Genomic DNA, 21,821 nt, shown 5'->3' on the forward strand with positions numbered 1-21,821 from the left:
ACAGGACGAACGACAGGCCACATAGGTGACAGAACCGCTAGACTAGACAAATGACCAAATATTATCCGGAGACTCCTCTATGTCAACGCTTGCCTTAACCGAACCGAACGTCGAAAAAATACTTGATGAGCTGCGCCCTTACCTGATGGCTGATGGCGGCAACGTAGAGCTCGTAGAACTCGATGGCCCTATTGTAAAACTCCGTCTGCAAGGTGCCTGCGGCAGCTGCCCCAGCTCGGCGATGACCCTGCGCATGGGGATTGAGCGTCGCCTGCGGGAATTTATTCCTGAAATCGCTGAGATTGAGCAGGTCATGTAGTTGCTCTAGGTAAGTAAAACGCTCAGGCAAAACGAATCTATGAAGGGGCGGCGGGGCAGTGACCCTGGCCGTCCCTTTGCCTGTTAATCTGGCTACGGGAATACTGCAGCCCTCCAGAAAATAAGGAACAAGACCGTGCTGGACATCAAGCTAATTCGCGATCAGACTTCTCAGGTACAGGCTAGCCTGGAGCGCCGAGGTGCCTATGACTTGCAGCCACTGCTGGCGCTGGATGCTCAGCAGCGGGAAATCGAGAAAACCCGCTCCGACTTGCAGGCACGCAGTAATGAGGTGGGTAAGTCTGTTGGCCAAAAAATTCGCGAGGGCGCTGATCCTAATGGCGAGCAGGTGAAAGCTTTGCGCGCTGAGGGTAACGAGATTAAGCAGCAGATTGGCGAACTAGAGCCGCGCGAACGTGAGCTAAAGGCGCAGATTGAATCGATTTTACTGACGATTCCCAACTTGCCTAGCGAGACTACGCCTGAGGGTAAGAGCGAAGATGACAATGTCGAAGTGCGGCGCTGGGGTGACGATCTGATTCCGGCGGGCGATCGCCAGGGCTATTTGCCTCACTACGAAATTGGCGAAAAGCTCGGCATCATGAATTTTGAGCGCTCTGTAAAAATAGCGCAGAGTCGGTTTGTCACCCTGATGGGAGCCGGCGCGGCGCTGGAGCGAGCTTTGATTTCGTTTATGCTAGAGCGCCATACCGGGGCGGGCTATACCGAAGTGATGCCGCCGATTTTGGTGAATTCTGAGTCGATGCAGGGCTCAGGGCAGCTACCTAAATTTGCCGAGGATGGGTTTAAGTGCGATCGCGATGACCTCTGGCTCACCCCCACCGCCGAAGTTCCTTTGACCAACCTGCACCGCGACGAAGTTCTCACCGCCGACCAGATCCCAATTAACTACTGCGCCTACACTCCCTGCTTTCGCCGAGAAGCCGGTAGCTATGGCCGCGATACCCGAGGACTGATCAGGCTGCATCAGTTCAACAAGGTAGAGATGTACAAATTCGTACATCCGAGGAGCTCCTTTGACGAACTCGAAAAGCTCACCCATGACGCCGAAAATATTTTGCAGCAGCTTAAGCTGCCCTACCGCGTGTTAGAGCTTTGTACCGGTGACATTGGCTTTAGCGCGGCTAAAACCTACGATTTGGAAGTATGGCTACCCTCTGCGGGCAAATACCGAGAAATCTCTAGCTGCTCCAACTGCACAGATTTTCAGGGTCGCCGGGCCAACGTTCGCTTCAAAGAATCGGGTCAAAAAGGGACGCAGTACGTGCATACGCTGAATGGCTCTGGTCTGGCAGTGGGGCGGACAATGGCAGCCATTTTAGAAAACTACCAGCAGGCCGACGGCACAGTAAAAGTACCGGAAGTGCTCCAAAAATATATGGGCGTAGCCGTCATCGGTGCCTGAGTCGGTGCCTGAAGTTGATCTCTAGAAGCAAATCTCTAGAAACAGATAGAGGATGGGTTTACCGTACCGCCTTCATATCCTTAGGCTCATGCATTCATTAGCTAGCCCTGTAGAATAGTAAAGTCAATCACAAAAGTTAACTTAACGCAGCGCTTCTATGACCGTACTGGCCGTAATTGGAGTTTTAGCCCTTTTGATCTTCGTACACGAGCTTGGCCACTTCACGGCAGCTCGGGCACAGGGCATTCACGTCAACCGCTTCTCAATTGGCTTTGGGCCAATTTTGTGGAAGTTTCAGGGACCCGAGACGGAGTACGCGCTGCGAGCGGTGCCGCTAGGTGGCTTTGTCGGCTTCCCCGACGACGACCCGGAAAGCAAGATTCCTGCCGATGACCCCAATTTGCTGCGCAACCGCCCCGTGCTAGATCGGGCGATCGTGATTAGCGCTGGCGTCATTGCCAATATGATCTTTGCCTACCTGGTGTTTGTAGTGCAGTTTGGCAGCATTGGCGTGCCTGACAGCTTCAACCTCAAGCCGGGCGTCTTCATTCCGGAGGTGATGCCCGATACGCCAGCGGCAGCAGCAGGCATTAAAGCTGGCGATATTATTTTGGCAGCTAATGACCAGCGCTTGAGTGAGGCAGATACGGTTCAGCAAGAGCTGATTAAAATCATTCAGTCGAGCCCTAATCAGCCAGTTGATCTGACGCTGCAGCGGTTTGATAGAGAGCTAGAAGTCACGGTGACACCTCAGATTAGCCCGACGACTGGCGATGCGGTGATTGGGGTTGCGCTGCAGCCCAACGGCACTGTTAAGTACCGTCCGGCGAAAAATCCGGTAGAGGTGCTCACCGTCGCCGCTCGCGAATTTCAAGACAAAACTAAGCTAGTGGCTGGCGGCATGGTGGCCCTATTTACCAACTTCTCTTCGATGGCGGGGCAGGTGGGTAGCCCGGTAAAGATCGTCGAGCAGGGAGCAGGTTTGGCTAAAGCCGATGGCAGAAGCCTGTTTCCGTTCGCCGCGATTATCAGCATTAACCTGGCGATTATCAACATTTTGCCGCTGCCTGCGCTCGATGGTGGTCAGCTTGCCTTTTTGCTGATTGAGGCGCTGCGTGGTAAACCGCTGCCGATGCGCTTTCAAGAGAGCGTGATGCAAACGGGCATCTTTTTGCTGCTGGGTCTGGGCATTTTCTTGATTATTCGCGATACGACCCAGCTTGAAGTGTTGCAAAATTTGCGGCAGTGAGTTCTTCGAGTCAGTCGCCTAGTAAAGCGAATGGCTACGTGGCTGTGCCGCTGCCGCTGCCAGGACTACCGCCGCCGCCGCTCAGGACGTTTCAAAAGCTGCCGAGGAAGGGGCGATCGCTAGAAATTCTCACCCGGCTCAAGGCAATGTATCCAGAAGCGCCCTGCTCTCTGGACTACAGTTCGCCCGTGCAGCTGATGGTCGCCACCATGCTAGCGGCGCAGTGCACTGACGCCCGGGTCAATATCGTCACGCCAGCCCTGTTTGAGCGATTTCCGGATGCAGGTGCGCTAGCCACCGCTGACCTACCGGAACTAGAAGAATTAATTCGCTCAACCGGGTTCTATCGCAACAAGGCTAAAAATATTCAGGCGGCCTGCCAAAGAATTACGACCGAGTACGGCGGAGAAGTGCCGCATACGATGGCCGAGCTGACGACGCTGCCAGGCGTAGCGCGCAAAACAGCCAATGTTGTTTTGGCCCATGCCTTTGGTTTGCATGAGGGCGTCACGGTAGATACTCACGTCAAGCGCATATCAGAGCGGCTAGGACTGACGAAGCACACTGACCCGGTACAAATCGAGCAGGATTTGATGAAGCTGCTGCCTCAGCCCGACTGGGAAAACTGGTCAATTCGGCTGGTATACCACGGGCGGGCAATCTGCTCGGCGCGCAGCCCGCAGTGTATGCGATGCGATTTACTAGACATTTGCCCAGGTGCGACCAAAATTCGCGAAGCGGCAGCAAAGGCGGCCAAAGCCAAGGCTGCACCAGGGATGAAAGCTAAAGCTGCTAAAAAAACCAAAAAGCCGACTGCTCAACCCACCGACACCTGAGCTTTGCAAGCGAGGGTTCACAAAACCAGCAGTATCTACTAATATTAGAGACTGTGTCATAAATAATCTAGAACCTGCCTCATGGCTAAGAAAAGCATGGTTGCGCGCGAGAAAAAGCGCCAAAAGCTAGTTGAAAAGTACGCTGCTAAGCGGGAAGCTTTGCTCAAAGAGTTTGACGAAGCGCCCAATCAGCTACAGAAGCTAGAAATCCACCGCAAAATTCAGCAGCTGCCTCGTAACAGCGCTCCCACTCGTTTAAACAACCGATGCTGGCTGACAGGCCGTCCTCGGGGCTATTATCGCGACTTCGGCCTGTGCCGCAATGCGCTACGCAGTATGGCCCACGAAGGCTTGCTGCCCGGCGTCGTCAAGTCTAGCTGGTAGTTCTACTGGCTAGCTGTGTTCAGACTGTAGTCCGGCAACTCAGTCACGGGTAATCTATCCCTGGCTGCTAGTTACCTCTACAGCACAAAAGTCGTAGCAGAAAAGCATCCTAAGCAAAAAAGTATCCTGCTGATGAGTAGGGTACTTTTTTGTATGCTGAGGTGACAGATTGACTTAGCCAGCCGGTGTCTCATCGTCGCTATCGGTGTTGCCGCAGCAGCGCTCGATTCCTAAGCTATCTAGCAGCAGGTCACCGACGGCGTTAGCCACTGCAAACTCGCTGTAGAAGCTTTTGGAAAAGTCGTAGCCCTGCATTTCAGTCAAAATGGCGAGCACCAGGGCATTTAAGCCATTTTCGCCTTCCATGCGCTGGCGGACAAAGACCTGAGCAGCCCGAGCTGCGATATGCTCATTGATGATTTCTGGCAAGAACTCTTTGTCTAGCCACTGGTGCAGAGTAGTTTGGAGCCACTGGCCTTCTTTAACCGCGTCTTCGGGCGGCGGTAGCTTAACAGCTCTAACTGGCTCAGTGCCAGTGGACTCAGCGTTGGGGGTAGGATCTGTGGCATCAGGCTGAATAAATTCAGGCTCTTTAGGGTCGGGCATGTCTATTGTTTAGTGCCAATATGAGTCAGCATTCACTGCTGTGGTGGGGGCGATCGCTGCCAAAAGTCAAAAAACAGTTGGAGGCAAGCAGGCCGATTGCTATCAGGCTAAAAGGTTATGCCGAGCTGCGGTGTGAAAGTTGTAATTACTTTACCTCTTACCCCAGCCCTCTCTGTAGTTGCTGGCTAAAGTCGCTGGCTAAATTAGTTGGCAGGTTGGGTCGCTATGGTTTATTCCGTTCCGCAAATTCTTCAGTGCTACGCTCAGGGCTATTTTTTGATGGCGGAGCAAGATAGCGACACGCTCAACTGGTACTCCAGCAAAAAGCGAGCGCTGATGCCCTTAGACGAGCGATTTCGCTATCCCAAATCCCTCCGACGAGTGCTGAATAAACAGCAGTTTACGCCAGCCATCAACCAGGCATTTGAAGCCGTGGTAGATGGCTGCGCCGACCGGGAGACTACCTGGATTTCGGATGAGCTTAAGGAAGTTTACTTCCGTCTGCACCGGGCTGGCTACGCTCACAGCTTTGAAACCTGGCAGGGTGACCAGCTAGCGGGTGGGTTTTTGGGCATCGTGCTGGGCGGGGCGTTCATTGGCGAATCGATGTTTTATTGCATTCCCGAAGGATCAAAGGCGGCGATGGTGATGCTGGTAGCGCATTTGCGATCGCGCCACTTCTTGCTGTTCGACGCGCAGATGATGAATCCTCACCTGGCCCGGTTCGGCGCTTTTGAAGTAGACCAGGCCGTTTACGAAGCCACCCTTTACGACGCTATCCAGCGGCCCTGTCAGTTCGTCTAGAAGGCCGCTAAAGGGCTGAGCAGCCGTCAGGCATTAATGCGGGTGAGCATGACCGGACAGCTGGCATAGACGCGCACGTAGTCAGAGAGGGATTCACCCAGCAGCCGGTCGAAGTCGGGCATAGCTTTGGCAATCGTCGGACGGCGGTCGGGCGAGCCCAAAATTAGCAGATCGACATTGAGGTCGTCGGCGAGTTCGCAAATGCGGGCACCGGGCTTACCGGCAGGGGCCTCGCAACGGTAGTTGATACCCATTCTACGGACTTTGGAAACGGCGTCGGCCAGCACCGGATCGGTTTCGGGGCGATCGCGAATGGTTTCTTCCAGGTTGCCGCTGAGCTTAGAAATGGTGTGGACCAGAATAATCTCGCTGCCTTCAATGTCACGGGCAAGATCGATAGCGACCCGCAAGCTCTCTTTGGCAGAGTCAGATTTATCCAGCGCGACCAGGATGCGCTTAACCGGCTTAATGGCATAGAGATCGTCTTTAACCAGCAGCATGGGTCGCGATGAGAGCTGAAACACGTACTGACTAACTGAGTTACCCAAAATCGCCTGCAGCCCTTTCAACCCTCTAGAGCCCATGACGATCAGATCGGCATTAATTTCATCGGCGACTTTGCCCACTACGTCTTTGGGCTCGCCTTCGCGCAGTAGGGCGTTGACACGGGTGGGGTCTAGATCCAGCTCACTGACTGCTTCAGCTAAGGTCTTGCCGCCAGTTTGCCACCGCTCGGTCATGGCTGATGCAGAGGTTTGAGAGGGCACCACATGCAAAATGGTGATGCGCGATCGCTTAATTCTGGGTATCTGCATCAGCACCTTCATCATGTCTCGGGTGTTCCCAATGCCAGAGTCAGCCAGCAAAATGTTTTCAATCATAGTCATTTAAGTCCCTTATAAACCCATGTATAAACCTTAGATACAAACCGATAAAAACCCACTCAGATAGAAACAAACTGTTAAACATCAAAACAAACTTAAACACCTGTCTATGCCACCTGCTCCTTCAGCCTGGTTTGAATATCCAATTCGCGTCCAGCCCCACCATACAGATTATGCGGGCGTCGTTTGGCATGGCACTTACGTCACCTGGCTAGAGTCAGCGCGAATCGAGTGCCTGCGAGCGGTTGGCATCCCATTTGAGCAGTTAGTCAGCTTAGGATATGACCTGCCAGTGGTGGCATTAGATCTTCGCTACCGGCAGCCGCTGACGCTGGGCACGTCAGCTATTGTTAAAACCCGTTTGGCTCCGATGACAGGTATCCGCCTCAGCTGGCTATACGAAATTGAGACGGTTGGCCCGCAGCCGCAGCTATGTCTGACCGGACAGGTGACGCTAGTGACGGTGAGTATGCGCGATCGCAAAGTAGTGCGCCGCCTGCCTGCTGAAGTCGCCGCCATGATCGCTCAGATTGCTGATTACTTTGAGGACCCGGCCATAGCGCCTGTGGAAAAAGCACCCTAAACCGTGACGCTAGAGGTAAGCGCCCGCTGCGAAGGTCTAGCGAATCGCCGTAGTGCCGGATCGCTGTAACGCCTGCTACAAAATGGACTTGCAAACTTGATCGAATACCAAAATTAGACAGATTTTAGAAGTTTACAATTCTTAGTATTACAGCGATTTTCTCCACAGGCTTTCCACAGGTTTTCCACAGGCCACCGGGCGGTTTTCCACAGGCTAAAACGTGGGTGGGGGATTCTACCGATTTCTGTGGATTATCAAAAAGGAACTGCTGAGTGCGGTGATCAAGGACTAAATGTAAATTTATGTAACAAAAAGTAGGGCGAAATAGACCTTTCCAGCAAACGTGAATTTTTGCTAAAGCTCTCTAGCTCAACCGGGCACGTTGCTATTTCTAAGGCCATGTCCCACAATGAACAACACGTCAGCCGAACCCTCTGTCTGTCCTGGTTTGCGAGCCACTCAGGATAGACAGAGCGTGAGAGTTTGTCATGCCAAAAGATAGTTAAGCGATTAGCGAGAGGAGCCTTTGCGATGCAGCAGTCTGTCAGTTTATCGGTTGAGATCCCTGAAGACCTGCACACGTCCGTGCAGAACTATTTAGAGGTTCATTCTGGATGGAGTCAGGATCGGTTATTTTGTGCCGCGATATCACTATTTTTGATGCAGAACGGGGTGACTCAGCGTCAGGTCAGCCGCATCTACTTAGATAGCTTGTTTGGTCAGCAGCCCGAAAGCAATAAGGAAATGATTCGGTCTAAATTCTAGCTCGGTCGCGGCTAGCAGCTTCCGTTGGCGATCGCAAATTACAAGCAAAGCCATTCATTAGACCAAAAGCCAATCAAAGAGCCTATACAGTCCAGCAGCTCAATGTATCTACCACCCGCAATCATCAATGACTTGAGGTGCTGTTGACGTTTTTTTAAATTTGACTCAGCTTAAATTCACAGAGACAGCTGTTAGCCGTTTGCGATTGAGATGAAGGGCTAGCAGCTTCTTTTTATGGGCGGATGACAATAGCCCACCGCTTACCGACCGATCGCCTTCACCAGCCCAATACCGCCAAAATAAAGGAAGAGGACTGCGCCCCCTAGCAGGCTTTGCGTAATCGGATCGGTAGAGGGCGTCAGCACCGCGCCTAGAATGGCAGCGCCCAATAAGACATAGCGCCAACCGGAGAGCATCTGCTTGGAGCCAACGATGCCCAAGAGACCTAGCAGCAGCTGTATGACAGGAATTTGAAAAGCTAGCCCCGTGCTAAATAGCAGCAGCAGCACAAACTCAAAATAGCGATCAATTGACCACATCTGCTCAACCACATCAGCGCCGTAGTTGATAAAAAAGTTGAGCGCCGCAGGCACCAGGGCAATGTAAGCGAACCCCAGCCCAGCAAAAAACAAGACGCTAGAGCCGATCACCACCGGCGCAATCAGACGACGCTCGCGGCGAGTCAGCCCTGGTAAAACGAACTGAATAATCTGGTAGAGAATGAACGGACTCGCTAGCAAAATGCCGCTGTAGCCGGCTACTTTGATCGATACAAAAAAGTATTCACCGGGCGAAAGCTGTAAAAACTTTGCCCCCTGAGCCGGAACCTCTAGCAGCTCGACAATTTGCCGAACGCTGGTAAAGCAGCCGACGACGGCAATGACGATCGCAATCAGCGCATGAAAAATCCGCTGCCTAAGTTCGTCAAGATGGTCAAACAGAGACATCTCGACATCACCAGGAATCTCATCTAAGAAGACCTCGCGGGTCTGCTCATCTGGCACCGAGAGGTTGGCGGTTGCCGTCTCAAGATCAGCAGGAGGCGTCATAAGCAGGTCGTACGGTAGTAGGTGAGCGGTAAACCAGTAGCTGTCGCCAGCATCAGCTCGCTGGACACTACCCGGTTTTCTATTTTATTGTATCGGCTGTACTAGCTCGCTGAGTGGATCAATTCTGCTGAGGCGATCGCCAGCTCAGTCACAAAAATCTATCAGCCTACTCGATAGCCTACTCAGGCGTAAAAATCTTTTCGCCTTGTTGGCCATTGCTACCCATGACGGTGGCGGCCTCACCATTAGGCGCTAGCTCGACTGCCCCAGCGTTACCAGCAAAGATATTGAGATTTTCTTGAGCTTCCCACAGCTGGGTATCACCGGGCTGGAGCGTCCCCTCAAAAATGGTGCTGCCATCGGCAATGACGCTCATCCAGGCTGAACCGGTAGCCGTGGCTTCAACGTATACAGGCGCTGTGCTGACAGGCGGCTCGGCCTCTACCGGATCTTCTCCAAAAGCTTCAGAATTGGGCGTGCTGTCAGCGGGCTGATCAGTCGTGTCTACACTGCTGCTGGTCTCCGGTTGGCGATCGCCAACCCCGAGCAGACTCGCCAAAATTACCACCCCGGCTGTGAGTGCAGCGACCACCCCACCGATAATAAACGGCTTCAGATTAGGCGCAGAAGACTTCTCATATCCTGTGCTGCCAGGCTCTGTGCCGACAGGCTCTATACCAACCGGCCCTGTATTGGTAGCGAGCGGGCCGACCGGCAGCACAGGTGCGGCCTCTGGCGTCATCTCTGTGGTTGGCGTCGCTGGGCGATCTCGGTCAAAGTCATTGCTTTCGGGGCCAGGCTGATAGCTGCGCGTGCCGTTTGAAAGGACTTCATCAAAAGTATCAGGGGTCTCGACCTCGCTCACAGAGCCTGCATTTGCTGCGGCGATCGGCGCTGAGTGCTGCTCAGTCGGCGTATCTAGCGCTGCCGGAGCAGCGCCGTTGCTAACAGGCTGCTGCTCGTCAGGCTGCTGCTCGTCAGGCTGCTCGTCAATCTGCTCTAGTAGATTGACATTCCCTGAAGGGCCAGTCTCTGGCAGGTTATCGAACGAGCTAGTCTCTGGAGAGATGGCGGCACTGCGACCGTTGGTAACTATAGAAGAGCCTGCCGGTAAATCTTCACGCTTGGCCGGCGGCACTTCTACAGTTTGCTCTGTAGTCTCCTTTGCTTTTGTTTTCTCGACTTCTGAGGCCGGGGCTACCGCTGCTGGCGACGAGCTGCTATCAGGTTGATTTTGACTGCTATTGATTTGACTGCCATTGATTTGACTGCCATTGAAAAAAGGATCGTTTGGGAGCGGCGAACTTGCTTTGCTCAGTATGGGTGTCGTCGCGCTGTTTTGAGGGGAGGGGGGCTGATTGGGCGTCGTGCGGCTGATCCGAGTACTCGTTGAGTTTGCCGGTGCTGGCTGCTGAGCTGGCCGAGGGGTAGAGGGAATCGAGGTAACGGTAAATTGCTGAGCTAGCTCAGTGCCTTTGAGACCTAGGGCTTCGGCGTAGCGACGAATGAATCCCTGCACGAAAATAGGCTCAGGCAGCAAGTCTGGGTCACCTTTTTCGATGCCGTTGAGCAGCTGCGGTCTGATGTAGGTACGAATGGCAATATCTTCTAGAGACTTTTCCTGCTTTTCTCGATTTTCACGCAGGAAAGCGCCAATTTGTGCGAGTTGACTTTGCTGGGGGGCACTAAATTTAGTCACGATACTCCATGAAACCAACGACTACCACGGGCCTTTCAACATACCTGAACAACGACCAAAGATTAACACAGACGCCATCCCTACGGAGCTTTTACATAGCACCCAGATCTTTGCTGTTTGCGTACGTCTACCTAATCATAGTATCAAGGATTATCCTATCAATGATTGGATAGGCGGAGCGTAACTCAGCCTACAAGCGCTTAAGCGATCCAAAGACCCTTGTCCAAAGATCCTTAGTTGATAGGCATTTTACAGCCTATGACTCTGTTTGTGACAGGTTGAGTTGTGACAGGCTGAGCCTATTGTGTGGTCAGCAGATCAGCGCCAGCTAGCCTTGACTTTGTCCCCCGCCATGAAATTTGGCATCAGCGGTCTGCTTGTAATTCCGCAACCTTAGCAGCAATTTCGGGATTATACAGACGCAGATAGTTCCAATAGCCGCCGAAAACAGATTCAACGTAGTCTTTAGTCTCTGGATAGGGAATTTTTGCTACGAACTCATCAGCATTGGCGTAGCCGCCCTCTGCTATCCAGCCGGCAACGCTGCCAGGGCCAGCGTTATAGCTAGCAACCGCAAATAGAGAGTTGTCGGTGTACTGCTGATGGGTAAAGTCGAGGTACCAGGTGCCTAGTTTCACATTGTCCTCTGGCTGATCGAGAATGTAGCTTTCTCCGCCTAGCTGCTCGCTGATCCAGGCGGCTGTTTCTGGCATCACCTGCATCAGACCAGTGGCCCCCACGACTGACTGAATATCTGGCTGGAATCTGGATTCTTGCCGGACTAAAGCGGTGACTAGCAGCGGATTGAGCTGCCGCAGCTGCGCCCAGCTGGTGATCAGCTGCGAGAAGGGAAACGGATAGACGGCCTGCCAGTAGCTCGGATTTTCTTTTAGGAGAAGGTATTCGTCTTTTTCTGCGGACAGATCGCGCCAGGCCAGGCTAGAGGCCATAAAGATGCCGTTCAGGTTGTCGCCTATGCCTAGCCGTAATATGCCGTCAGTAAACTGCTCAGCGACGGTAGGCGACTGCTGATCGACAAATTCAGTCTGCCACTGGCTCCAGGCTGTCTGATCCTGGCCAAGCAAATGCAGCTCTTGTAGTGCAGCCGAGCCAGCCGGTAGCGGCAATCGCTCAGGCGGCAGGGCAATAGGCGTATCAAGGCTACGAACGGTGTCGAAGTCGCCGACATTCCAGTCAAGATGAACCGCTGAGCGCCAGGCAAAATATGAATCGGGATGAGTGCGGATGACAGTCTCAAATGCTTGATGAGAAACGTCTGGCTGGTTTTGTTGGAGAGCCCATTTGCCTAGCCAGAAGCCCGCTTTAGCCGCTAGTTCATCATCGGGGGTGGCGGCGATCAGCTGCTGCGCCCAGTCGATGGCCGCTGGATAGTTACCCGCTTTGGCATTGGCTTCAGCATTGGCCAGGCGAATCTTAGCGGCAGCGGCAGAGTCGCTGTACTGAGAGAGAATGGAGGCCCTGGCCTGGTTAGCAGAGTCGGGACTCTTGAGCGCATCGAGTGAGTCAGCCCGCTGGGCCAGAGCTTCGGCAGCCCGATCAGGGAAGCGATTGATCACCTGGTCGAGGGTGGCGACGGCATCTGATCTGGGTACAAGCTGAGCGAGCTTTAGCAGGCCGGTGGCGGTTTCTGGGGCGTCTGGGAAGGTCTGGTTGAGCAGGCGGTAGGTAGCGATCGCCTCAACTGTTTTTCCTTTGAGCTCCTTGCCTCGGGCTGCGCGATACTGGCTAAGCGGCGTAGCCGGGGCCTTGCTGTAAGCCTCACCGGCCTGACCGTAGTTTTGAGTTTCCCAATAGCCAAAGCCGACAGCGGCCCAGTCTTCTGGCGTGAGGGCGCTGCTGTGTTGCTCAGTGAGTCGGTTCAGCATCTGCACATAGTCAGGGTGATGCAGCCCGTGACGCGCAATGAGTTTGAGCAAAGACAGCTGATCGAAGTCTAAAACTCCGGCGTCGGTTTCAGCGACTTTGGCAGCAGGCTGATCAGCGGTCGAGACCTGTTTGAAGGCCAGCTCTACGCTGCGGGGATGACTAGGAAAATCTTGCAGCAGCGGACTCCAGTAGGTAGCCGCCGACTCTTCAGACTGATCGCCTAGCTGATAGAGGGCTTCGGCGGTAGCGGCGTTGCCGGGGTACTGCTCGGTGAGCTGCATCCAGATGGCTTGAACAGCTTCGGCCTGTCCGGTAGCAGCTTCAGCCTGTCCTCGTTTGAGCAGGACATAGGGCGCTAGAGTCTCATAGCTGCTGTCTAAGCTGTCGAGTAGGGTCAGGGCGCTGCCGCCTTTGCCTTGATCTATCAGGTCTACCGCCAGCAGATAACGGGCGCGATCGCCTTCTATGCCTTTCTGCTGAGCGATCGCCTGCAGCGCGGCGCTACGGGTTTCGGCAGGCTGATTAACCAACTTGAGCACCGCCGAAGACACTGCTGCTTCAGGTGATATTGAGCTAACCACCTCGCGCTGCGGGCTGAAGGCATCAGTGGACTTTAAAAAAGCGACAGCCATCCCTACCGAGAGGGCACTGATGCCGACAAGCGCTATCAGCGGCAGCCTATCCTTTAGCGTTTTCAACATATCTGCTTCTCAAAAAAATATTCAAGGGTGAAGGGGGTTCCACCCCAGCGGTTGCGGTCGAGATCAGGCGACGCTGACACAGTAATTGGCGCTGCCTACTGTCGGCCTCAAATCGATTTCCTTACGTCCTTATCTTCTGAAGTTTTAACAGAAAACTCGAATAGCGGTGAGTTGAAAGTCGCAAAATGCCTCTGCCAACCTTCAGCAAAACCCCAGCAAAAAAAGGCAATGCTCGGAAAACACCCGGAATCAGTGGATACTATAGAACGAGAATATTAAATTGATGAACCAAGGAATGGATTTTATAGCGTCGGATCGGTCTTGTCTGGACTGGACTGGAGATTGCCTGATAATCGGCCTCTCGGAAGAATCGCTGCCGCTGACGGGAATCTTGTCGGAGCTTAACGACAAGGTAGCCGGGATGCTGCAAACGCTGATTGACGAAGAGGAGTTTGAGGCCAAAGCCGGGACTACAGCTATCACTCGATTAGGCCCGGATGCGCCGGTCAAAAAGATTGGGGTTGTCGGCCTGGGCAGTTCTGATGCGATGGAGCTAGAAGGGCTGCGTCGGGGAGCTGCGATCGCAGCGCGGGCGGCTACCAAAGCCAAATGCCGCACCCTGGGCATCAGCTTTCCGGTGTGGAACAACAGTCAGGCGCTGACCGCTCAGGCAATTACCGAAGGCATGATTTTGGCGATGAACCGAGATCAGCGCTTTAAGTCGGAACCCGACAAGAGCACGAATGAGCTAGACCAGGTGGAGCTCCTCTCTTTTGCGGGTGAAGACGCAGCTATCCAAAAAGCCAAGATGATCTGCGAGGGCGTGATTCTAGCTCGTGAGTTAGTGGCTGCGCCGCCTAACGTCGTTACACCCGCAAAGCTGGCCGACACTGCCGCTGACCTGGCCCGCGATTACGGCCTTAAGCTAGAGGTGTTAGAGCGCGACCAGTGTGAAGCCCTGGGAATGGGCGCTTACTTAGGCGTAGCTCAGGCGTCAGATTTGCCGCCCAAGTTTATCCACCTCACCTACTCACCGGCTGAAACCGCTCAGCGAAAACTGGCCATCATTGGCAAAGGGCTGACGTTTGACTCAGGCGGACTGAACCTCAAGCCCAGCGGCTCGGGCATTGAGATGATGAAAATCGACATGGGCGGTGCAGCGGCGGTGCTGGGAGCGGCCAAGGCGATCGCCCAGCTCAAACCCGATGTCGAAGTCCACTTCATCAGCGCCGCGACCGAAAACATGATCAGCGGTCACGCCATGCGCCCCGGCGACATTTTGACTGCGTCTAACGGCAAAACCATCGAGGTCAACAATACCGACGCCGAAGGTCGACTAACGCTGGCCGATGCGCTGGTATTTACTGACAAGCTTGGGGTCGATGCCATGATCAACCTGGCGACCCTGACCGGCGCTTGCGTAGTGGCGCTAGGCGACGACATCGGCGCGCTCTTTAGCCAGGATGAAGACCTCTCTGGGAAGCTGACAGCAGCGGCCAAGCTCTCTGGCGAAAAGCTCTGGCAAATGCCAATGGAAGAAAAATACTTTGAAGGGCTCAAATCAGTAGTGGCTGATATGAAAAACACGGGTCCTCGGGCTGGCGGATCAATCACCGCTGCTCTATTCCTCAAGCAGTTTGTCAAAGACACGCCTTGGGCTCATCTAGATATTGCTGGCCCAGTATGGTCCGAGAAAGAAAATGCTTACAACAGCCCCGGCGCTACCGGCTACGGCGTCAGACTGTTGGTGCAATGGGTGATAGATAGCCAATCGTGATAGATAGCCGGGCTACATCATCGGCTCAAACAAACCGATAAGATTGCCTTCGGGGTCACGGCAGTAAGCTACTTTGAGGGCAAACTCGGTATTTTGGGTAGGCGGCTCTGCGAACTCTATCTGAGCATGGCGCAGTTCGTGATAGATATCGTCTAGGTTGTGGACGCTAAAGATTAGGCCAAATTTATCCTGGCAGTCGGCAGCGTAGGGCTTGTCACTGGTGCGCAAAATCTCCGACATCTCCTGCTGGCGAAAGAGAGAAAGGCGCATATTGGCGACTTCAAACTCGGCGTAGCCCTTTTCGATCTGAATGGTCACTGGCTTAAACTTGAGGATATCGCGGTAAAACTCAGCGCAGGTGGCAATATCAGACACAAACAGGCGAGTGTGAGCAAATCGAACGTCCATAGATTCTTAGCGGTGAGTTTTGGCAGGCCGCTGGGCAATCAGCAGCGTTACTACAAAATGATATCTGAAATGACCTCTTTGCGGGTTGTAGCCTTCTTTTACGCTGTTTTGCCCGGCTAACCCTCGCCGCAGCCTCAGGTCTGCAAACTTTCCTTATGAATGCACCAGCTAGTCCGTCTAAGAAGATCGCGATTATAGCTGGGGGCTACGGTCTGTGCTTTATGGGGGTACTGTGGGCGGCCTATAGCGATCGCCTTCCCTTAGATCTGCTCGCTCAGTTTCCTAACTACGATAAAGTCGGTCATGTGGTTCTGTATTGCGCTGCGAGCTATCTGGGCCATCGTCTCTGTGGCCAAAAACATTTCAAGGGTTCTTCTTGGCTAGGGGGCATTTCACTGCCGGGTTTCCCCGGGCTCTTTACCCTATTCACCGTTACCGAAGAGCTGCTACAGTAGTTCGCCCCATCGCACCCTGGATATGGGAGACCTGATCTGCAGCGTAGCAGGCATTGCCTTGGGCTACTGGCTGGCTCAGCGGCCTGGTCGCATCGCTCAAGTCTGGATCTAAAGCCTGGACCTAAAGCCTGAAGCGGCTATTGCCCGATGATTGGCCAGCAGGAACGACGTGCCGGTTGACGACGGCTTTGCCACTTTCCTCGCGAGTGGCCATGTCTATGGCGATCGCCGCAATCTGCACATCTAAGCAGTCCATTGGTACCTGCAATTGAGCCGTTGACTGCAAATCTCCGAGGGCATCGGGCAACAAATCGGTCAACGTCTGGGGTTCGGTCACGAGCGTGCGGCTCTGCCGATCTACCATCCATAGCTTAATGAAAGGCTTATAGGCAGACGGACGAGTTCGCACTGTAACGGTGACCAACTCTCCTGCCACCAAATCTCCCACTGGCACACTGATGACGGGCAGCGCCATTTCAGGCTGATCAGATCGAGAAAATGACTGAGCTGTCTGAGCAGGTGGACTAGGCAGAACAGACCGATCAGTATTGAAGGCTGGGACGCTTTCCTGCCGGTTGGCAACGGGGACAGTAGGCGACTCAGCTACCGCTGACTGAGTCGCGGTAGGTTCATCGTCATAGATAACGACTTCATCATCTAAGGAAAATTCTGAGGTGACCGGCAGATCAATTGACCGCTGCCGGCTGATGCCAGCGGCCTCCATTCCCTCGGCGATCTTGGCGGCTTCTTGATGGCTCTCATGGGTAAGCGCTGAGAGCCGTTGCCAGAAATGATCTTTGAGCTTCAGCGATTGAAAGGCCATATGAGCCTTGGCCCGTTGACCAGAGGGTTTGCTTTCTGTCTCAGGGGCAGGCAGATCGAAAGACGTATCGGATGGCTGATCGGCAGGCAGATCTATTTCAGGCGGCTCGAACGCATTTAGATCAGAATCTTCTAAGCGCAGATCCTGATCGATGTCTTCTAAGACAGCAGCAATCTCATCGGCCTCCAGATCGTCGTTCTCGATGCTGGTACCGACAAACTGAGCCGGTTGCGACACCATAGACGAGCGCGATCCAGACGGTGCCGGTTCAGCAGCAGGACGATAAGCAGCGAAGTCGGGCAGCTCTGGCTGAAGGGGAGGCGGTTGCCCAAAGTTGCGATCTGGATCAGGCGGTTGAACAACCCCGATGGCCGGATTACTCGGTCTTTGGGTTGGATCTAGAGCAGGTATGGAGATATCATCGCTGCTGTTTTGTTCGGCTAGCGGTGGCGTCGCATCTGAGAAGCCTGAGGCTTCTTCAAATGGGCCGGCATCTTGACTGGCGATCGCCGCCAACTGTCGGTCAATGCCTGCGGTAATTGTAAAAGCGGTAGACGCCAATACGGACGGACTGCCTGCGGCGTTGGCGGCGGCCCGAAGAGAGACCTCACCTAAGATCAGCTGCGTTGTCACCTCGGCAGGTAGCTGTATCTGCACCTTAAAGTCGGCAGGTAGTCGGGCTAAGCTCAGCGGCCTATGCGCCTCCATGATCACCGCTGCAGTCTGCGGATCTTGGAGACGAATCCACAGCTCACTAATATCTTCTTGATGCTGCTGCGAAAGCGCGTTGACCTGTCCCATAATCGTCATGGGCTGGTTTTGTTGAGCGAGATAGGCTTGCTGCCTGAGCGAAACCCGGTAGCTAGGGCTAGTCATCTCACTCGCCGGGGCAAAATCAGCGGTAGTCATCTGCTGGTGCAGCTGAGCCTGAGCTAGGGGCAGAGCTCTATTAACTAAGGGAATGGCTGAACCATTAGAGTCTGCGCTGCGGTGTGCCGCCGCCGAACCAGCAGGCCATCCCATCGGCCCATCCTCATCAGTTCCAGAAAACACCTGCAGCTTAAGGCCATACTGCCAACCGTCTTCACTTGCAGCCTCGGTGTCACCGGTCAGACCGAGGCTGCTGCACGTCAGCGCCCACTGGCCTGGCTGAAGATTGACATAGGGCATCACCAAGACCAGCCCAGACTCGTTGGTTTTATCTGTTCGCTGGCGAATTTTTGGTTGCGAAGACAGATCGTCTGTGGGCAGCTGAGCGATCCGAATTCTTAAAGGGGCGCTGATGCGGTCTGTATGAGCAATCACGCGGTAGCGACCGGCCAAAATATCAATCTGCTGGGACGCCAGAGGTAGCCAGGTTTGGTCGCCTTCTTTTTGGATCAGAAATTCCCAATATTTCATGTCGCTCGCTCAGATGGCCAGAATGCAGCAAAGCTGTCTAAAGCTTTAGGTCACTTATCTATTAAACAAGCAGTATAGGAGAAATCGTAGCAGACATATTTTGGCGCATCACGCTATTTGCGAAAATCACTCGCGCACTACCGCTGTTGAGCGGCGGTTATCTGGCAGTTTTCCGGGATAATCGCTGTCTGTTTAAAGCCACCAACGGGCGAAGAGATTCAAGTAAGCTTTCTCTTCACCCGGTTAAAAAAACGTCGATTCTAAGCAGTTGCTCTAAGTGATTACCGTAGGCTGGTCACGTCCGGTGAGGGCCTGAATTTTGGCGACTTCATCGGCCAGGACGATCAGCGGTTTGAGCGCTTCTTGCGGATCGAGGCTGTGTTTGGCTTCGTCTGGTTCGTAGCTTTCTAGATACAGCCGCAGCGTGGCCCCCTGGGTGCCGGTGCCCGACAGGCGAAAGACCATGCGTGAGCCGTCGGTGAAGCCAATCCGAATACCCTGTTTGTCGCTGACGCTGCCGTCAATGGGGTCGGTGTAGCTGAAGTCGTCGGCGTAGTCCACGGTGTAGTCGCCGAGGGGTTGGCCGGGGAGATCGGAGAGCTGCGATCGCAATCCCGCCATCAGTTCATTCGCCTTAGCACTATCGACTCCTTCGTAATCGTGCCGCGAGTAAAAGTTGCGCCCGTAAGTTTTCCAGTGCTCAGTGACGATTTCTTCAACCGACTGCTGACGCTCCGCCAAAATATTCAGCCAGAACAGCACTGCCCAGAGCCCGTCTTTTTCGCGGACGTGGTTGGATCCCGTGCCAAAGCTTTCTTCGCCGCAAATGGTAATTTTATCCGCATCTAGCAGATTGCCGAAGAATTTCCATCCGGTGGGCGTTTCGTAGCAGTCTATATCTAGCTTTTCGGCTACCCGGTCAACCGCTTGACTGGTCGGCATGGAGCGGGCAACGCCGGAGAGTCCGTTTTTATAGCCCGGTACCAGGGTGGCATTCGCGGCGATCAGCGCCAGGCTGTCGCTGGGGTTGACGAAGAAATTGTTGCCGAGGATCATGTTGCGATCGCCGTCCCCATCCGAAGCCGCCCCAAAGTCAGGCGCACTGCTCGAAAACATAGTCTCAACCAAATCGTGCGCATACACCAGGTTTGGATCGGGGTGTCCGCCGCCAAAATCTTCTAGCGGTTCGCCATTGGTGACGGTACCGGCTTTCGCGCCCAGCATCTGCTCAAAAATCGCCCTGGCATAGGGACCAGTGACCGCATGGAGCGAATCCATACACATACTGAAATCACCTTTCAGGAGCTGACGAATTTTGCCAAAGTCGAATAGCTTTTCCATCAGATCAGCGTAGTCAGCAACAGCATCGACCACCTCTACAGTCATTTCGCCGAGCTGAGTCTTACCCAGCGTATCGAGATCAACGTCATCAGCCTCGACGATCTTATATTCGCTGATGGATTTAGTATTTTCAAAAATGGCGCTGGTGACTTTTTCGGGAGCCGGGCCGCCGTTAGAAACGTTGTACTTGACGCCAAAGTCACCTTCTGGGCCACCGGGGTTGTGGCTGGCGGAGAGGATCAGGCCACCGAAAGCGTCGTATTTGCGAATCAGGCAGGAGGCAGCGGGTGTAGAGAGAATGCCGCCCTGACCGACCAGAGTTTTGCCCACGCCGTTGGCTGCGGCCATTTTTAAGATAGTTTGAATGGCGGGGCGGTTAAAGTAGCGGCCATCGCCACCGAGCACCAGCGTTTTGCCCTGATAGTCGGCAAGGCTATTGAATGTGGATTGAACGAAATTTTCTAGATAGTTGGCTTTTTGAAAGGTGGGTACCTGTTTACGCAGACCTGAGGTGCCCGGCTTTTGGTCGTCAAAAGGAGTGGTGGAAACCGTTTGAATAGCCATTATGAATAATTTCTTAGTGGTTACGTCTGAATGAATGCCGCTACGCGCTAGCGACTATGATCTCATATTGCCGTATCTGCACTCTAAGACGAATGGGAGATTTCTCTCAGTATTCTACGTGACCTCCTAATCTGCGATCGCCCGTAATACCTTTACCGGGTCGCCGATGCGCAAAGTAACGCCCGAGTTGCCCTGTTGAATGCAGTTTTGGCCAAACCAGATACCTCTGTCCCAGGCGCGGTAGGTAGCCAGAGTTTGACTGGGTTCTGAGGTGCGATGCCCGGTTTGCAAATCTACATTGGGAATCGAGCAGCGGGAACACAGCTTCGGCAAGTCAAACACCGCCTCGCCCATCTGTATCTGCTGCCAGCTGTCTTCAGCGTGAGGCGCAATGTCGCCTTTAATCACCAAGTTGGGCCGAAAGCGGCTCATCGGAACCAGTGACTTTCGCTGCTCTGATAGTTTGCGATTCAGCCCTGCTAGAGACGCTTCAGAAATGAGCAAGTAAGGGTAGGCGTCGGCAAAGCTGACCAAATTTTCGCTGCCAAATTTGCCGTGATCGGTGGGCCTGTGTGAACTGTCGGGCATGTACACGAGCTGGCAGTCGATACCGATGAACTGGGTGAACCATTGTTTGGTTTTTGGGGGAAGGGCGATCGCCTCACAGCCGTCTCCCCACACTTTTACCTTCACTCGCTCCGATGATTCTGCCGTCAGCGGCACCGATAGGTCGGGCATGCCGGGCGCGGTAATTTGTAATTGATCGGCGATCGCTACCCCAATCAGCGCCATGCGCGGAAACCGCCGCTGAGTGATGAACTTACCCTGATCGTCTACCACCATCCATCGCCGGTCATATTGCAACCCGCGCGGCGTCATTTGCGCCTCATTCACAGCAATCCCGGCTGCCGACTTGATCGGATACACAGACAGGCCGCTTAACGTCAGGGCCATCATGGCAGGATTCCTTATAGAGGGTCTCAGGATCTGTTTTTCAACCTGACATCACATTCTAGACCTGTACCCGTTGAATACTGGGCGGATTGGTAAAAAATTCAAACGGGATATCATGCAAAATGAGGACTCACTCTAGCTTAAGAAGTTTCAAAGGGAGACAAGTTAAAGAGCCTATAGTGAGGAAGCTACTTTCTCCTCGTATACATGTCCTCTCGACTCAAAATTGTTGCGCCTGAAACCGTTCAACACGTGGCTGAACTCAGCGAGTTCAATGCCTCCTACATTGTACTAATGGCTACCGCTGGGGTGCTGTCAGCGATCGCCCTACTGACTAATTCTGTGCCGGTACTGATTGGTTCGATGGTGATTGCGCCAGCGCTTCCCCCTCTAGCCCTCATTTCATTTTCTGTTGTAAACCGTCAGCCGAGGCTAGCACTTGAAGGGACGATTTCTGCCATTCTGGGCTTGAGCATTGCGATGGCTGCAGCGCTAGTCATTACCTGGCTGCTAAACGTTACTGACGTTCTACCTGAAGAGACTAGCCTGCTCAATAAAGCACTGCTACAGGAGCGAGTCAGTCCTGGTTGGTATAGCGTCGTCACTGCAATTGCTGCGGGCATTGCCGGAATGGTGGCGCTGACTGAGCGTAAAACCGATACGCTGGTAGGCGTGGTTGCTGCTCTGGCACTGGTCCCGGCTGGAGTAGCCGGTGCGATCGCGTTTCTCTCTCACGACCCTATTCGCGGATGGGGCGGCATTGCGCTCCTCGGCATAAATGTCACTTTGATTGTGGCGTCAGGCGTTGCAACCCTGTTGCTGTTTTATTCGAGTGTTCAGACAGATATAGCTGGAAGTGAAAAATCAGGGCTCTTCGGGAATTCCCGTGGTGGGCACTAGATGTAGC

Annotated in this window: 20 protein-coding genes; 11 read left to right on the forward strand and 9 right to left on the reverse strand. The window is 53.8% G+C overall.

The window, feature by feature from the left end; genetic code table 11:
• Positions 1-79: 79 nt before the first annotated feature.
• The 5 genes from CKL79_RS08260 (at position 80) to rpsN (ending at position 4,213) form a co-directional block, all read left to right on the forward strand.
• The gene (locus CKL79_RS08260) at positions 80-319 is read left to right on the forward strand and encodes a NifU family protein (protein WP_121969105.1); all 240 of its coding nucleotides are present in this window, start codon (positions 80-82) and stop codon (positions 317-319) included.
• A gap of 135 nt (positions 320-454) precedes the next feature.
• Positions 455-1,744 (forward strand): serine--tRNA ligase, encoded by a 1,290-nt coding sequence (gene serS, locus CKL79_RS08265; RefSeq protein WP_121969106.1) that lies wholly within the window; start codon positions 455-457, stop codon positions 1,742-1,744.
• Positions 1,745-1,901: 157 nt separating this feature from the next.
• The gene (gene rseP / locus CKL79_RS08270) at positions 1,902-2,993 is read left to right on the forward strand and encodes an RIP metalloprotease RseP (RefSeq protein ID WP_121969107.1); all 1,092 of its coding nucleotides are present in this window, start codon (positions 1,902-1,904) and stop codon (positions 2,991-2,993) included.
• Positions 2,994-3,049: 56 nt separating this feature from the next.
• A complete protein-coding gene (gene nth, locus CKL79_RS08275; protein WP_240518745.1) occupies positions 3,050-3,829 on the forward strand; it encodes an endonuclease III in 780 nt (259 codons plus the stop codon).
• Between the two features lie 81 nt (positions 3,830-3,910).
• On the forward strand, positions 3,911-4,213 hold the full coding sequence (gene rpsN / locus CKL79_RS08280; protein ID WP_121969109.1) for a 30S ribosomal protein S14: 303 nt from the start codon (positions 3,911-3,913) through the stop codon (positions 4,211-4,213).
• 174 nt (positions 4,214-4,387) lie between these two features.
• On the opposite strand, the gene CKL79_RS08285 is transcribed toward rpsN, so the two are convergent.
• Positions 4,388-4,792, reverse strand: coding sequence for a hypothetical protein (locus tag CKL79_RS08285; RefSeq protein WP_121969146.1), 405 nt, complete (start codon positions 4,790-4,792; stop codon positions 4,388-4,390).
• Positions 4,793-5,044: 252 nt separating this feature from the next.
• On the opposite strand from CKL79_RS08285, the gene aat reads away from it, so the two are divergent.
• Positions 5,045-5,623 (forward strand): leucyl/phenylalanyl-tRNA--protein transferase, encoded by a 579-nt coding sequence (gene aat / locus CKL79_RS08290; protein WP_121969110.1) that lies wholly within the window; start codon positions 5,045-5,047, stop codon positions 5,621-5,623.
• A 26-nt stretch (positions 5,624-5,649) separates the two neighbouring features.
• On the opposite strand, the gene CKL79_RS08295 is transcribed toward aat, so the two are convergent.
• Positions 5,650-6,504: a universal stress protein gene (locus tag CKL79_RS08295; RefSeq protein ID WP_121969147.1), complete on the reverse strand. Its 855-nt coding sequence runs from the start codon at positions 6,502-6,504 to the stop codon at positions 5,650-5,652.
• Between the two features lie 112 nt (positions 6,505-6,616).
• Here CKL79_RS08295 and CKL79_RS08300 point away from each other — a divergent pair, with 112 nt between their 5' ends.
• Together CKL79_RS08300 and CKL79_RS08305 are read left to right on the forward strand one after the other, a co-directional pair.
• Positions 6,617-7,090: a thioesterase family protein gene (locus CKL79_RS08300; protein WP_121969111.1), complete on the forward strand. Its 474-nt coding sequence runs from the start codon at positions 6,617-6,619 to the stop codon at positions 7,088-7,090.
• 531 nt (positions 7,091-7,621) lie between these two features.
• A complete protein-coding gene (locus tag CKL79_RS08305) occupies positions 7,622-7,855 on the forward strand; it encodes a DUF2811 domain-containing protein (RefSeq protein ID WP_121969112.1) in 234 nt (77 codons plus the stop codon).
• 260 nt (positions 7,856-8,115) lie between these two features.
• On the opposite strand, the gene tatC is transcribed toward CKL79_RS08305, so the two are convergent.
• The 3 genes from tatC to CKL79_RS08320 all read right to left on the reverse strand — a co-directional run bounded on the left by tatC (position 8,116) and on the right by CKL79_RS08320 (position 13,191).
• On the reverse strand, positions 8,116-8,904 hold the full coding sequence (gene tatC / locus CKL79_RS08310; RefSeq protein ID WP_121969113.1) for a twin-arginine translocase subunit TatC: 789 nt from the start codon (positions 8,902-8,904) through the stop codon (positions 8,116-8,118).
• A gap of 178 nt (positions 8,905-9,082) precedes the next feature.
• A complete protein-coding gene (locus tag CKL79_RS08315; RefSeq protein ID WP_170944002.1) occupies positions 9,083-10,603 on the reverse strand; it encodes a helix-turn-helix domain-containing protein in 1,521 nt (506 codons plus the stop codon).
• Positions 10,604-10,968: 365 nt separating this feature from the next.
• Entirely contained in the window at positions 10,969-13,191 is a 2,223-nt protein-coding gene (locus CKL79_RS08320; RefSeq protein ID WP_121969115.1) for a transglycosylase SLT domain-containing protein, read from the reverse strand.
• 295 nt (positions 13,192-13,486) lie between these two features.
• On the opposite strand from CKL79_RS08320, the gene CKL79_RS08325 reads away from it, so the two are divergent.
• A complete protein-coding gene (locus CKL79_RS08325; protein WP_121969116.1) occupies positions 13,487-14,968 on the forward strand; it encodes a leucyl aminopeptidase in 1,482 nt (493 codons plus the stop codon).
• A gap of 12 nt (positions 14,969-14,980) precedes the next feature.
• Here CKL79_RS08325 and CKL79_RS08330 read toward each other — a convergent pair whose 3' ends face one another.
• The gene (locus CKL79_RS08330; protein ID WP_121969117.1) at positions 14,981-15,376 is read right to left on the reverse strand and encodes a VOC family protein; all 396 of its coding nucleotides are present in this window, start codon (positions 15,374-15,376) and stop codon (positions 14,981-14,983) included.
• Between the two features lie 155 nt (positions 15,377-15,531).
• Between CKL79_RS08330 and CKL79_RS08335 the strand changes: the two genes are divergently transcribed.
• Positions 15,532-15,831 (forward strand): hypothetical protein, encoded by a 300-nt coding sequence (locus tag CKL79_RS08335; protein ID WP_121969118.1) that lies wholly within the window; start codon positions 15,532-15,534, stop codon positions 15,829-15,831.
• A 121-nt stretch (positions 15,832-15,952) separates the two neighbouring features.
• Here CKL79_RS08335 and CKL79_RS08340 read toward each other — a convergent pair whose 3' ends face one another.
• The 3 genes from CKL79_RS08340 to CKL79_RS08350 form a co-directional block, all read right to left on the reverse strand.
• Positions 15,953-18,055: a hypothetical protein gene (locus tag CKL79_RS08340; protein WP_121969119.1), complete on the reverse strand. Its 2,103-nt coding sequence runs from the start codon at positions 18,053-18,055 to the stop codon at positions 15,953-15,955.
• A gap of 273 nt (positions 18,056-18,328) precedes the next feature.
• On the reverse strand, positions 18,329-19,960 hold the full coding sequence (locus tag CKL79_RS08345; protein ID WP_121969120.1) for an alpha-D-glucose phosphate-specific phosphoglucomutase: 1,632 nt from the start codon (positions 19,958-19,960) through the stop codon (positions 18,329-18,331).
• A 126-nt stretch (positions 19,961-20,086) separates the two neighbouring features.
• Positions 20,087-20,917 carry an MOSC N-terminal beta barrel domain-containing protein gene (locus CKL79_RS08350; protein ID WP_121969121.1) on the reverse strand — a complete coding sequence of 277 codons (831 nt, stop codon included), beginning with the start codon at positions 20,915-20,917 and terminating at the stop codon, positions 20,087-20,089.
• Positions 20,918-21,121: 204 nt separating this feature from the next.
• Here CKL79_RS08350 and CKL79_RS08355 point away from each other — a divergent pair, with 204 nt between their 5' ends.
• Positions 21,122-21,814 (forward strand): DUF389 domain-containing protein, encoded by a 693-nt coding sequence (locus tag CKL79_RS08355; RefSeq protein WP_121969122.1) that lies wholly within the window; start codon positions 21,122-21,124, stop codon positions 21,812-21,814.
• The last annotated feature ends 7 nt before the right edge of the window (positions 21,815-21,821 follow it).

The sequence above is a fragment of the Leptolyngbya sp. BC1307 genome (genome assembly GCF_002286735.1).
Taxonomy (GTDB): domain Bacteria; phylum Cyanobacteriota; class Cyanobacteriia; order Phormidesmidales; family Phormidesmidaceae; genus Phormidesmis.

Excerpts from the sequence above, each read along its gene's own strand:
- CKL79_RS08260 (WP_121969105.1), top strand. The coding sequence starts at position 80 with ATGTCAACGCTTGCCTTAACCGAACCGAACGTCGAAAAAATACTTGAT.
- rseP (WP_121969107.1), top strand. The coding sequence starts at position 1,902 with ATGACCGTACTGGCCGTAATTGGAGTTTTAGCCCTTTTGATCTTCGTA.
- rpsN (WP_121969109.1), top strand. The coding sequence starts at position 3,911 with ATGGCTAAGAAAAGCATGGTTGCGCGCGAGAAAAAGCGCCAAAAGCTA.
- aat (WP_121969110.1), top strand. The coding sequence starts at position 5,045 with ATGGTTTATTCCGTTCCGCAAATTCTTCAGTGCTACGCTCAGGGCTAT.
- CKL79_RS08295 (WP_121969147.1), bottom strand. The coding sequence starts at position 6,504 with ATGATTGAAAACATTTTGCTGGCTGACTCTGGCATTGGGAACACCCGA.
- CKL79_RS08300 (WP_121969111.1), top strand. The coding sequence starts at position 6,617 with ATGCCACCTGCTCCTTCAGCCTGGTTTGAATATCCAATTCGCGTCCAG.
- CKL79_RS08305 (WP_121969112.1), top strand. The coding sequence starts at position 7,622 with ATGCAGCAGTCTGTCAGTTTATCGGTTGAGATCCCTGAAGACCTGCAC.
- tatC (WP_121969113.1), bottom strand. The coding sequence starts at position 8,904 with ATGACGCCTCCTGCTGATCTTGAGACGGCAACCGCCAACCTCTCGGTG.
- CKL79_RS08320 (WP_121969115.1), bottom strand. The coding sequence starts at position 13,191 with ATGTTGAAAACGCTAAAGGATAGGCTGCCGCTGATAGCGCTTGTCGGC.
- CKL79_RS08325 (WP_121969116.1), top strand. The coding sequence starts at position 13,487 with ATGGATTTTATAGCGTCGGATCGGTCTTGTCTGGACTGGACTGGAGAT.
- CKL79_RS08330 (WP_121969117.1), bottom strand. The coding sequence starts at position 15,376 with ATGGACGTTCGATTTGCTCACACTCGCCTGTTTGTGTCTGATATTGCC.
- CKL79_RS08335 (WP_121969118.1), top strand. The coding sequence starts at position 15,532 with ATGAATGCACCAGCTAGTCCGTCTAAGAAGATCGCGATTATAGCTGGG.
- CKL79_RS08340 (WP_121969119.1), bottom strand. The coding sequence starts at position 18,055 with ATGAAATATTGGGAATTTCTGATCCAAAAAGAAGGCGACCAAACCTGG.
- CKL79_RS08345 (WP_121969120.1), bottom strand. The coding sequence starts at position 19,960 with ATGGCTATTCAAACGGTTTCCACCACTCCTTTTGACGACCAAAAGCCG.
- CKL79_RS08350 (WP_121969121.1), bottom strand. The coding sequence starts at position 20,917 with ATGATGGCCCTGACGTTAAGCGGCCTGTCTGTGTATCCGATCAAGTCG.
- CKL79_RS08355 (WP_121969122.1), top strand. The coding sequence starts at position 21,122 with ATGTCCTCTCGACTCAAAATTGTTGCGCCTGAAACCGTTCAACACGTG.